Here is a 12,400-nt window from a genome sequence, read left to right as displayed (position 1 = left end):
GATGAGTCAATATTATGAAACCAATCCATCGAAGAGTAGTGTTCCTGATCATGATGTCGTTATGAGAGGGAGAAAACTCCTTGATATTACAGGTGTTAAACAAGTAGAAAGCTTTGATAATGAGGAATTCCTGTTAGAAACATCGATGGGTTTTTTAGCTATTAAAGGGCAAAACCTGCAAATGAAGAATCTTGATGTCGAGAAGGGCATTGTTTCAATTAAAGGGAAAATTTTTGATTTAGTCTACCTGGACGAACAGCATGGGGAGAAGGCTAAAGGGTTCTTTAGCAAGTTGTTTCGATGACTCTTTCTACACAATTTATAACCATGCTTTCGATGATTGGAATGGGGTCTGTGTTTGGCGCCATGTTTGATACGTATCAGCGGTTTTTGAATCGGCCGAAAAGGAAGCAATGGATTGTTTTTATTAATGATTTATTATTTTGGATTATCCAGGCATTGCTCATTTTTTATACGTTATTTATGGTGAATGATGGAGAATTGCGTTTTTATATCTTTATCGCACTTCTATGTGGATTTGCTGCCTATCAAAGCTTGTTTAAAGGGATCTATTTAAAGTTACTGGAAGTAGTTATTCAGACGGTTATTGCAACTATTAACTTTTTGAAAAAAACCTTCAGACTACTCATCTATAAACCTGTCCTGGGCCTGATTCAGCTAGTTATTGCCATTATTATTGCGTTTGGCAGGGGCATTTTCACCCTTGTCAAATTTATTTTTAAAGTTGTATTATTTATTCTTAAAATCATTATCTTTCCAGTACAAAAAATTTTATTACTTTTTTGGAAACTTTTGCCGAAAGGTATTAAAAAAAGCGTCGAGAAGTTATATAATAAAACGGCAGGAAATTTTAAGGGAATCAAGAATTATATTAATACATTCATAAATAAGTGGAAGAAAAGAAAAGAGTAAGGAGGGACGGGAAATGGGAGCGGAACCGAAACGAAATGTATCAAGAATCCAGTCAACCTATGTGCAACAGCAAGAATATGCAGAAATTGCCTCAGCGAGGAAAAGAAAACTGTTGATCAGACGACTAGCGATGTTTATCGTTCTTGCCAGTTTACTATCATACTTCATGATTTCCAGTACTATTTCCCAAACCGCTAAACTCGAAGCGAAAATAGTACAAAAGAAGAAGCTAGACAAACAGCTTGCGGATTTGAAAAAACAGGAGGATATTCTGAAAGAGAATATCGTCAAATTAAATGATGATGAGTACATTGCAAAGTACGCTAGAAAAGAATTTTTTTTCTCTGAAAAAAATGAAATCTTATTTAATATTCCTGAAGATAAGAAAGAAAATTAGCCAATCTGGTGACTTATTGACACTGATTTTTTCCTTTTTGTATAATATAGAGTAAGATTGATTTTTTATATTTTTAAGGAGGAACATTCTTTTTATGTCAATTGAAGTAGGCAGCAAGTTACAAGGAAAGGTAACAGGGATTACAAAGTTCGGTGCATTTGTGGAGCTGCCAGAAGGCTCAACAGGACTTGTACACATCAGTGAGGTTGCTGATAATTATGTGAAAGATATTAACGATCATCTAAAAGTAGGCGACCAAGTTGAGGTAAAAGTTCTTAATGTTGAGAAAGACGGAAAAATTGGCCTATCTATAAAAAAAGCAAAAGATAGACCAGAGCCGCAACAAAGATCCCAATCACAACGTCCTCGTCAGGGTAGAGCAAATGATCGGAATAATGCTAGACCTGAGAATTTTGAAACGAAAATGGCGAAGTTCTTAAAAGAGAGTGAGGATCGTTTAACTTCCTTAAAACGGCACACGGAATCCAAGCGTGGAGGAAGAGGAGCTAAACGGGGCTAACTTAGCTGCTTATTTATATAATCGATCAGGTAATAACGCCGATAATGATAAATCAAAGACAAGTCAAACGACTTGTCTTTTTTGTTTATGCTGTATTTTGCTTTAATATAGGAAATACCGTCGAACGATTATTTTCATTCATTCACTATTTTGACAAACTTCTAACCCTATTAATTTTATAATTATCTGAACGATGAAAGAATAGGGAGTGTGATTTATGGAAAAGACAAATGCAAGTTTCATAGAACCAATCAGAGAAGTCAACCTTCATTCGTCAAAATGGGATGTAGGGAGGGGACTGAAGAAAGTTCAATTCATGCTCGAGTCCTTTTTTATAAAAAAGGGTTTCCTCTTACTAATCGTCGGCTTTTTACTCGGCCGAGCTTTAATATTGGCGAAGTTAACCCCATTCTGTCTTCCCTTCTTTGCTTCTGTGTACTTAATTAAAAGGGATCGGGCACCGCTTGCCCTTATCGGACTGACTGTAGGGGCAGCTACCATTTCGTTAGCGAATGCCGCTTTTACCTTTATAGTCACCATTCTCTTTCTGGCTGTTTTTCGAATCAGCCGAAAATGGCTGACAAACGAAATGAAAGCCATACCCTTCTTTGTCGGGATTATTTTAGGGTTAGGGAAACTAGCAGAAGCATTCATCTTAACTAAACAACTAACGGTGTATGACTTAATGATGGTAGGTGTACAAGCTAGTCTTTCATTTATTTTGACACTCATTTTTTTACAAAGCATTCCTCTATTAACCTTAAATAAACGTAGACAATTATTAAAAACTGAAGAAATTGTGTGCTTAATCATTATGCTGGCTTCCATTATGACGGGAACAATTGGCTGGAAGGTGTATGATTTGTCGATTGAGCATATTATGTCGAGATATTTGGTATTAGTATTTTCCTTTATTGCCGGGGCCACGGTTGGCTCGACGGTTGGTGTCGTAACAGGCTTGATTTTTAGCCTTGCAAGTGTATCAAGCTTCTATCATATGAGCTTGCTTGCTTTTTCAGGTGTGTTGGGCGGCCTGTTAAAAGAAGGGAAAAAAATAGGTGTATCCGCAGGGCTACTGATTGCCACTCTTTTAATTGGCATGTATGGGGAGGGAGGAGGATCCATCCTTTTAACGGTATTAGAATCGACGGCGGCTATTTTCTTATTCCTCATAACACCACAAGTTTTCACTTCTAGATTAGCCAAGTATATTCCTGGTACGCCAGAATATACAGCTGAACAGCAGAAATATATGAGGAAAATGCGGGACGTAACGGCACAAAGGGTGTCGCAATTTTCCAGTGTATTTCATGCCTTATCAAAGAGCTTTTCTCAAATGGAAGTTCAGCCTGATGATAATGAAAATGACAGGGAAATGGATTACTTTATGAGCAATGTAACAGAAAGAACCTGTCAAACTTGTTTTAAGAAGGAACAATGCTGGGCGAAGAATTTTAATACAACCTATGCTTACATGGAAGAGATTATTCATGAAATGGATCAAAATGATGGGAATGTCTCTCCAAGATTATCAAGAGAGTGGGACAAGCATTGCACACGTTCGAAAAAAGTATTCGAAACAATTGGTCAGGAATTAACTTTCTTTCAAGCTAATCAAAGATTAAAGAAACAAGTCCAGGAAAGTCGTAAGCTGGTTGCCGACCAATTGTTAGGTGTGTCTGAAGTAATGGAGAACTTTGCAAAAGAAATCCAGAGGGAAAGGGAAAATCATCATAAGCAGGAAGAGCTAATTATGGAAGCACTCCAGGACTTCGGTATCCACATTGAACAAGTAGAAATCTACAGCCTTGAACAAGGGAATGTAGATATTGAGATGTCTGTCCCATTTTGTAATGGTCATGGTGAGTGTGAAAAGTTAATAGCACCGATGTTATCCGATATTCTTGGGGAGACAATTGTAGTGAATAAGGAGGAATGTGCATCCTATCCGAGTGGATTCTGTCACGTAACGTTTCGTTCATCAAAAGCCTATACGGTTGAAACAGGAGTGGCTCATGCTGCTAAGGATGGCGGGTTGGTATCAGGGGACAGCTATTCAACGATTGAATTAGGTTTAGGTAAGTTTGCTATTGCCATCAGTGATGGAATGGGAAATGGCGAAAGGGCTCATTATGAGAGTAAAGAAACACTGCAGTTACTACAAAAAATTCTCCAATCTGGAATTGAAGAAAAGGTAGCGATTAAATCGGTGAATTCAATTCTTTCCCTTCGAACAACGGATGAAATATTTTCAACCTTGGATTTAGCGATGATTGACCTTAAAAATGCCTCGGCTAAGTTCTTGAAGATTGGATCTACACCAAGCTTTATTAAGAGGGGAAATAAGATCATAAAAATTCAGGCAAGCAATTTGCCAATGGGAATTATTCAAGAGTTTGATGTGGATGTGGTCAGTGAACAGCTTAAAGCCGGAGACTTACTAATTATGATGAGTGACGGAGTGTTTGAAGGGCCAAAGCATGTAGAGAATTATGATTTATGGATGAAAAGAAAAGTACAAGAATTACAGACAGATGACCCGCAAGAAGTTGCTGACTTAATCATGGAGGAAGTTATTCGGTCAAGGTCTGGGCTAATCGAAGACGATATGACAGTTACAGTCGCAAAAATAAAACATAACACACCAAAATGGGCATCAATCCCAGTCTACAAAAGAAATGCATAGGAAATGTTTAAAAAATATTAAACCCTGTGTGTATGCCTATACACTTTAAACCGATTATTTTACCCACTTCCTAGGAAACTATGTATAAATCACCCTGAACCCGTCGAAAATGGTACCAATACGTTTATGGAGGGAGAAGGTTATGTACACAGGGAAAATCCGCCAGATCCTATTAATAACAGATGGGTGCTCTAATCAAGGTGAAGATCCAATCGCTATGGCTGCTCTTGCGAAAGAACAAGGCATTACGGTAAATGTCATTGGTGTTGTTGAACAGGATATTATTGATGAAAAAGGTATGACAGAAATTGAGGGAATCGCGCTATCAGGTGGAGGAGTCAGCCAAATAGTCTATGCACAAGCTCTTTCTCAAACCGTCCAAATGGTTACTCGTAAAGCCATGAATCAAACCATTCAAGGAGTAGTGAACAGTCAATTAAAGCAAATCCTGGGCCGCTCACAAACAATGGAAGACCTGCCTCCGGAAAAACGAGGCGAAGTGATGGAGGTTGTGGATGAATTAGGAGAAACTGTCGAATTAGATGTGTTGATTCTTGTCGATACAAGCGCCAGCATGAAACATAAACTGCCAATGGTAAAAGAGGCACTTTTTGACCTCTCTCTAAGCTTAAATGCCCGCTCAGGAGAAAATCAGTTTTCTGTTTATGTATTTCCCGGGAAAAAGAATGATGTCGAAAAATTGCTCGATTGGACACCAAAGATGCAATCTTTGACAAGTGTTTTCTCCCAACTTTCGACAGGAGGAATTACACCGACGGGACCGGCATTGCGGACGGCTATTTCAGCGTTTAATCAAAAACAATCTTTAAGGAGCATGCTTTCACGTGATGATGAATCATACTTTGAAGAATCAATGTAAGGTAAGCCCCGGGACAGTCATTTCAGGGAAATGGCATTCAAATAACTATACAATTATAAAAGAGCTAGGATTTGGAGCAAATGGGGTCGTCTACCTTGCGAAACATAAAAACACTCAAGTAGCTTTAAAAATGAGTGATAACGGTATGTCGATTACCTCTGAGGTAAATGTATTAAAATCCTTTGCAAAGGTCCAGGGATCAACCCTCGGGCCTTCTTTACTTGATGTCGATGATTGGCAGAGTCCTCGCGCACGAATTTCCTTTTATGTCATGGAATATATCCAAGGTCCGGATTTGCTAACTTTCATTCGAGAAAAGGGCAAGTCTTGGTCAACGATATTATTTATTCAGCTGCTTAAGGATTTAGACACGCTTCATGAAAACGGATGGGTATTTGGCGATTTAAAACCAGAAAATTTAATCGTTACTGGCCCGCCTCCGAAAATAAGGTGTATCGATGTGGGAGGTACCACCATTCAGGGAAGAGCCATTAAGGAATTTACGGAGTTTTATGACCGAGGCTACTGGGGGTTAGGATCAAGGAAAGCCGAACCTTCTTATGATTTGTTTGCCGTGGCTATGATTATGATTAATACCGCTTATCCAAAACGTTTTAATAAAACAACTGGAGGAATACAGCAGTTAAAGGATGCGATCCGACAAAAGCCGGAGTTAACAAGATATGAAAAAATTATCCTGCGTGCCCTTCAAGGACAATACAGTAGTGCAAAAGAGATGCGTGCGGATCTTTTAGGGCGTATGACTGATAAAAAAACAGTTACTCCTCCTTTAAAATCATCCATGTCTACTCCAACTTCCTCAAACCTGATAAAAGGGGGATTGGCAAAGAATCAAAAACCATTAACTAGGCAGACTTACCGAAAAAAGAAGAAAAAAAGCGGATGGCTTGAATTTTTAATCATCGCTGTCCTTTTAGGTGCTTTCTATGCTTGGTACACCTTCGATAAATTACTATAAATAGTTGAAACCTTTTTTAGTTACATTCGTATTAAGAAGGTAATCCTACATTTATAATGCCAAAGTTTTGATAGTTATTTATGGTTAGTGGTAAGCTATTGGTATTCTTAAATTTTTTTTGCAAATACTTTGTTGTAAGGAAAGAGTGCCATACTATGTTGGAAACAAAGATTGAGGATTATCTTAATCGCCACTCGTTTCAATTAGATAACAAACAGATTGTTGTTGGAGTTTCAGGTGGTCCTGATTCCCTGGCACTACTTCACTATCTGCATTCTCAAAAAGACAGGAAAAATCTTTCCATCGTTGTCGCCCATGTGGACCATATGTTCCGTGGGGAGGAGTCCTTTGAGGACGCCATGTTTGTAAAAGATTTCTGTCAAGAGTACGCTATTCCATTTGAAATGAGACAGATTGATGTAACGAAAATAATGGAGGCTACAGGAAAGAGTTCTCAAGTAGCAGCAAGAGAAGTGCGATATCAATTTTACTCAGAAATAATGGAGAAGTATGATTTCCACTATTTGGCCCTGGGTCATCACGGGGATGATCAGATTGAGACCATTCTCATGCGCTTAACTAGAGGCAGCACTGGAATGGCAAGAGCCGGGATTCCATTTACACGCACGTTTGGAAAAGGATTTATTTTTCGTCCGTTCCTCTCTGTGACAAAGGATGAAATTGAGTCTTATTGTAAAAAACATGCATTAAAACCGAGGTTAGACCCTAGTAACTTGAAAAGTATCTATAGTAGAAATCGATTTCGCAAACAGGTTCTTCCTTTTTTAAAGGAGGAAAACAATCATGTTCATGAGCATTTCCAACGTTTTAGCGAAGAATTACAAGGTGATGAAGTCTTCCTTTTGGATTTAACAAAAAAACAGATGAATTCCGTAATGACAAAAAGAGAAAAGGGCAAAATTACTATTGACATAAAAACATTTCTTGAGATGCCTTTACCTTTACAAAGGAGAGGTATTCAACTAATATTAAACTATCTTTACAAAGATAAGCCTGCTTCTCTTTCTGCCGTACATATCGACCAAGTATTTTCAATTATTCATCACCGTGAGCCTTCAGGTAAACTTGATTTCCCAAATGGTTTAAAAGTTATTCGTTCCTACCAGCAATTGTCGTTTCAATTTCAATCACCTGAGGCTAAGCCTTATCGGATTGAAATCGAGGAACCAGGAATGGTTAAGCTCCCAAATGGCGGGAGTATTCGATTCGATTATTTAGACGGGGAAAATCCTGAATTACATCATCCAAACACAGCCTTGTTTTATGTGGATGGGATCAAATGGCCGCTTGTCATCCGAACAAGGAAGAATGGTGATCGAATGACATTAAAGGGAATGCACGGATCAAAAAAAATAAAGGATATTTTTATTGATCAAAAGGTTCCTGTACAGGATAGGGATACATGGCCTGTAATAACCGATAGTGAAGATTGTATTCTCTGGCTTCCAGGTCTAAAAAAATCTTCATTAGAAGGTATAGATTACAACGCTAAGCAATATATACTACTCACATACAATAAGTAACGATCTTCTAGGGGGCACATTTTATGATGAATCAGGATATTGAAAAGGTGTTAGTTTCAGAAGAAGAAATTCAAGAAAAAATTAAAGAGTTGGCTACACAGTTAACTGAAGAATATAAGGACCGTTTTCCGCTAGCAATTGGTGTTCTAAAAGGAGCAATGCCTTTTATGGCTGATTTACTAAAGCGGATGGACTGTTATCTAGAAATGGATTTTATGGATGTTTCAAGTTATGGTAGCGCCTTTGTTTCTTCAGGTGAAGTAAAAATCCTTAAGGATTTAGATACTTCTGTAGAAGGCAGAGACATATTAATTATTGAGGATATCATTGACAGTGGTTTAACTCTCAGCTACTTAGTAGACTTATTCCGCTACAGAAAAGCAAAATCAATCAAAATTGTTACTCTGCTTGATAAGCCTACAGGCAGAAAAAGTTCCATCCAAGCAGACTATGTAGGATTTATTGTTCCAGACGAGTTTGTTGTTGGATATGGATTGGATTATATTGAGAAATACCGCAATCTTCCATATATTGGGGTTTTGAAACCGGAAGTATATAGCAATAATCAATAAATTTCATTGGAAATGGAATCATAATTCCTTCAACGGTGGGCTTTCAACACCCTATAGAATTGAGAGTAATTCCTTGAATTAGTAAGATTTTCTATGATACTATTTAATATAGTTTTTACCCTCGGGAGGAGGTAAGAGATGAATCGGATTTTCCGTAATACCATCTTTTATTTATTGATATTTTTAGTCATTATTGGTGTAGTAAGCTTCTTTAACGGAAGCAATGAGACTACGACTCGTTTAACGTATGATAAGTTTGTTCAAAAGCTCGAAAACGGGGAAGTGAAATCTTTCTCCATGCAGCCTGAACGGGGTGTATTTGAAGTTCGGGGCGAGGATAAAGCAAGTAAGAAGTTTATCACTTACGTACCAAACAGTGAGAAGATTCTTGATCGGATAGATAAGTCAGGGAAAGATGTAGAAGTGATGCCGGCTAAAGAAACTAGCGGCTGGGTTACCTTCTTTACTTCCATTATTCCGTTCGTGATTATCTTTATTTTATTCTTCTTCTTATTAAACCAAGCTCAAGGCGGCGGAAGCCGAGTAATGAACTTCGGGAAAAGTAAGGCTAAGCTTTATAATGATGATAAGAAAAAGGTTCGTTTTAGAGATGTAGCTGGTGCAGACGAAGAAAAGGCAGAATTAGTTGAGGTGGTTGAGTTCCTAAAAGACCCTCGCAAATTCGCTGAGCTTGGCGCCAGAATTCCAAAAGGTGTTCTTTTAGTAGGACCTCCAGGAACAGGTAAAACATTGTTAGCAAGAGCAACTGCTGGTGAAGCAGGAGTTCCTTTCTTTTCAATAAGTGGTTCTGATTTCGTTGAAATGTTTGTTGGGGTTGGAGCTTCCCGTGTGCGTGACTTATTTGAAAATGCTAAGAAAAATGCACCATGTATCATTTTCATTGATGAAATAGATGCTGTTGGACGTCAGCGTGGAGCCGGACTTGGCGGTGGGCATGACGAACGTGAACAAACTTTGAATCAACTTTTAGTTGAAATGGATGGTTTCGGTGCAAATGAAGGAATAATCATTGTAGCAGCAACCAACCGTGCAGATATCCTTGACCCTGCATTATTACGTCCAGGACGTTTTGACCGTCAAATTACCGTTGACCGTCCAGATGTAGTGGGTCGTGAGGCTGTACTTAAAGTACATGCTCGTAATAAGCCATTAGATGAATCAGTTAACTTAAAGAATATTGCCATGCGTACACCTGGGTTTTCAGGTGCCGATTTAGAAAACTTATTGAATGAGGCAGCCCTTGTTGCAGCCCGTAGCAGTAAGAAGAAAATCGACATGGAAGATATTGATGAAGCAACCGACCGAGTGATTGCTGGCCCGGCTAAGAAGAGCAGGGTTATTTCGGAAAAAGAACGTAATATTGTTGCTTTCCACGAAGGTGGTCATACGGTTATTGGGTTAGTACTTGATGAAGCTGATATGGTTCACAAGGTTACAATCGTACCACGTGGGCAAGCTGGTGGATATGCTGTCATGCTTCCAAGAGAAGACCGTTACTTTATGACTAAACCGGAATTACTTGATAAAATTGTTGGTCTATTAGGTGGACGTGTCGCTGAGGAAATCGTTTTTGGAGAAGTAAGTACGGGTGCGCACAATGACTTCCAACGTGCGACAGGTATTGCTCGTAAAATGGTAACTGAATACGGTATGAGTGATAAACTTGGACCACTTCAGTTTGGCCAAGGTCAAGGGGGTCAAGTATTCTTAGGCCGTGACATCCATAATGAGCAAAATTACTCGGATGCGATTGCTTACGAAATCGACCTTGAAATCCAAAGAATTATTAAAGAGTGTTATGAAAGAGCTAGAAAGATTCTTACTGAGAATCGCGATAAGCTTGATTTAATTGCTAAGACTCTACTTGAAGTGGAAACGCTTGTTGCTGAACAAATCAAATACTTGGTTGAACATGGTCATATGCCAGATCCTTCTCTTCACTTAGATGCTGTGAAGATTGGACCGAAGAATGATGTGAAGGTAAACATCAGCACGAAAAAGGAAGAGGCACCTAAAGAAGAAAAATCCTTTTTAGATACTCCTCCAGATGACATTGATTATAAGTAAACTTAGAAAGAGTGCTTCTCTGAAGCACTCTTTTTTTTTCTTCATATATTATTTATGGTATGATGTTTCCGAGTAATGAAAAGTAAAGAAAAATCGGTAAAGTGAGTGATAGATTTGATTTTCGTATTAGATGTAGGAAATACAAATATCGTATTAGGTGTATATCATGGGGATGAACTTAAATATCATTGGCGGATAGAGACAAACCGAAATCGTACAGAAGACGAATTTGGTATGAATATAAAAGCATTGTTTGATCATTCTGGTCTATCTTTTACCGATATTGACGGTATCATTATTTCTTCTGTCGTACCACCAATCATGTTTGCACTAGAAAGAATGTGTCAAAAGTATTTCCATATAAAGCCGCTAGTAGTGGGACCTGGAATTAAGACGGGACTGAATATTAAATATGAAAACCCAAGAGAAGTGGGTGCAGACCGTATTGTAAATGCGGTGGCAGCGATTCATGAATATGGAAGTCCGCTCATTATTGTTGATTTCGGTACAGCTACTACCTATTGTTATGTAAATGAAGAGCGTCAATATATGGGCGGGGCTATAGCTCCTGGGGTGGGCATTTCTACAGAAGCGTTATACTCAAGGGCTGCCAAGTTGCCTCGAATAGAAATCGCTCGACCTGAAGGTGTTATCGGCAAAAATACAGTAGCAGCGATGCAAGCGGGTATTGTTTATGGATATGTAGGACAAGTAGAAGGCATCGTTAAGAGGATGATGGAACAAGGTGGTAAGAGGGCAACAGTGATTGCCACAGGCGGTCTTGCCAATTTAATTGCCCAAGAATCCACAATTATTGATATAGTCGATCCATTTTTAACTTTAAAAGGGTTGCAGCTTATCTATAAGCGTAATATGGGATAACCTAAGGTTTAGCAGCGTAGAAGGGAGTTTTACCATGAGTGATTATTTAGTTAAGGCGTTAGCCTGTGATGGAAATATACGAGCATATGCAGTAAGAACAACGGAAACTATCCGAGAGGCACAAGAGCGTCATCAAACCTGGAGGACTGCATCAGCGGCACTTGGCCGCACGTTGACCGCAGGAGTTATGATGGGTGCTATGCTTAAAGGCGAGGATAAGCTTACCATTAAAATTAACGGTGGCGGTCCACTGGGTCCAATCGTAGTTGACAGCAACGCGAAGGGAGAAGTCCGTGGGTATGTAACGAATCCAGAGGTTGATTTTGAATCGAATGAACATGGAAAGCTTGATGTCCGCCGCGCGGTCGGAACAGACGGGATGTTAGCAGTAGTGAAGGATATCGGCTTACGTGATTTCTTCTCTGGGCAGGTTCCTCTTGTATCTGGAGAATTGGGTGAGGACTTTACGTATTATTTTGCCACCTCTGAGCAGGTACCATCTTCTGTTGGTGTCGGTGTGCTTGTTAATCCAGATGATACAATCTTAGCAGCGGGTGGGTTTATTTTTCAATTAATGCCAGGAACCCCTGAATCTGTTATTTCACAAGTGGAGGAACGGTTAAGTACCATTCCACCTGTTTCCAAATTAATTGAGCAAGGGTTAACACCTGAGGAGATTTTAGCGGAGTTATTCGGAAAAGAACAGGTGAAGATATTAGAAAAGATGCCTGTACAATTCGCGTGTAACTGCTCGAAGGATCGGTTTGCCAATGCAATCATTGGATTAGGTAAAACTGAAATTGATGCTATGATCGAGGAAGACGGCCAAGCGGAAGCTCATTGTCACTTTTGTAATGAGAAATATCTTTTCACTAAAGACGAGCTAGAAGAAATGAAAAAGGAAGCTAAATAAGCATTC

Annotated in this window: 12 protein-coding genes; all 12 read left to right on the top strand. The window is 39.0% G+C overall.

The window, feature by feature from the left end; translation table 11 throughout:
* The first annotated feature begins 1 nt into the window (after position 1).
* A complete protein-coding gene (yabP, locus tag QFZ87_RS02020) occupies positions 2–304 on the top strand; it encodes a sporulation protein YabP (protein ID WP_309867585.1) in 303 nt (100 codons plus the stop codon).
* Positions 301–933 carry a spore cortex biosynthesis protein YabQ gene (gene yabQ, locus QFZ87_RS02015; RefSeq protein WP_309857076.1) on the top strand — a complete coding sequence of 211 codons (633 nt, stop codon included), beginning with the start codon at positions 301–303 and terminating at the stop codon, positions 931–933. The genes yabP and yabQ overlap by 4 nt, the downstream gene beginning before the upstream one ends.
* Before the next feature lie 13 nt (positions 934–946).
* Positions 947–1,330, top strand: a complete 384-nt coding sequence (locus QFZ87_RS02010; protein ID WP_309857072.1) for an FtsB family cell division protein — start codon at positions 947–949, stop codon at positions 1,328–1,330.
* A gap of 94 nt (positions 1,331–1,424) precedes the next feature.
* Positions 1,425–1,850 carry a S1 domain-containing RNA-binding protein gene (locus QFZ87_RS02005; RefSeq protein ID WP_308081611.1) on the top strand — a complete coding sequence of 142 codons (426 nt, stop codon included), beginning with the start codon at positions 1,425–1,427 and terminating at the stop codon, positions 1,848–1,850.
* A 217-nt stretch (positions 1,851–2,067) separates the two neighbouring features.
* A complete protein-coding gene (gene spoIIE, locus QFZ87_RS02000) occupies positions 2,068–4,536 on the top strand; it encodes a stage II sporulation protein E (RefSeq protein WP_309857069.1) in 2,469 nt (822 codons plus the stop codon).
* 142 nt (positions 4,537–4,678) lie between these two features.
* Positions 4,679–5,416: a VWA domain-containing protein gene (locus QFZ87_RS01995; protein WP_309857067.1), complete on the top strand. Its 738-nt coding sequence runs from the start codon at positions 4,679–4,681 to the stop codon at positions 5,414–5,416.
* On the top strand, positions 5,385–6,395 hold the full coding sequence (locus QFZ87_RS01990) for a serine/threonine protein kinase (RefSeq protein ID WP_309857065.1): 1,011 nt from the start codon (positions 5,385–5,387) through the stop codon (positions 6,393–6,395). Before QFZ87_RS01995 ends, QFZ87_RS01990 begins: the two co-directional genes overlap by 32 nt.
* A 155-nt stretch (positions 6,396–6,550) precedes the next feature.
* Positions 6,551–7,939: a tRNA lysidine(34) synthetase TilS gene (gene tilS / locus QFZ87_RS01985; protein ID WP_309857063.1), complete on the top strand. Its 1,389-nt coding sequence runs from the start codon at positions 6,551–6,553 to the stop codon at positions 7,937–7,939.
* A gap of 23 nt (positions 7,940–7,962) precedes the next feature.
* Positions 7,963–8,511 (top strand): hypoxanthine phosphoribosyltransferase, encoded by a 549-nt coding sequence (hpt, locus tag QFZ87_RS01980; RefSeq protein WP_309857061.1) that lies wholly within the window; start codon positions 7,963–7,965, stop codon positions 8,509–8,511.
* A gap of 138 nt (positions 8,512–8,649) precedes the next feature.
* Positions 8,650–10,599 carry an ATP-dependent zinc metalloprotease FtsH gene (gene ftsH / locus QFZ87_RS01975; RefSeq protein WP_309857059.1) on the top strand — a complete coding sequence of 650 codons (1,950 nt, stop codon included), beginning with the start codon at positions 8,650–8,652 and terminating at the stop codon, positions 10,597–10,599.
* Positions 10,600–10,713: 114 nt separating this feature from the next.
* Positions 10,714–11,481 carry a type III pantothenate kinase gene (locus QFZ87_RS01970; protein ID WP_309867583.1) on the top strand — a complete coding sequence of 256 codons (768 nt, stop codon included), beginning with the start codon at positions 10,714–10,716 and terminating at the stop codon, positions 11,479–11,481.
* A gap of 34 nt (positions 11,482–11,515) precedes the next feature.
* Positions 11,516–12,394 (top strand): Hsp33 family molecular chaperone HslO, encoded by an 879-nt coding sequence (hslO, locus tag QFZ87_RS01965; RefSeq protein WP_309857057.1) that lies wholly within the window; start codon positions 11,516–11,518, stop codon positions 12,392–12,394.
* Positions 12,395–12,400 lie beyond the last annotated feature (6 nt).

Source organism: Bacillus sp. SLBN-46, from assembly GCF_031453555.1.
Taxonomy (GTDB): domain Bacteria; phylum Bacillota; class Bacilli; order Bacillales; family Cytobacillaceae; genus Neobacillus.
This window is presented reverse-complemented; position numbering and strand designations above follow the sequence as displayed.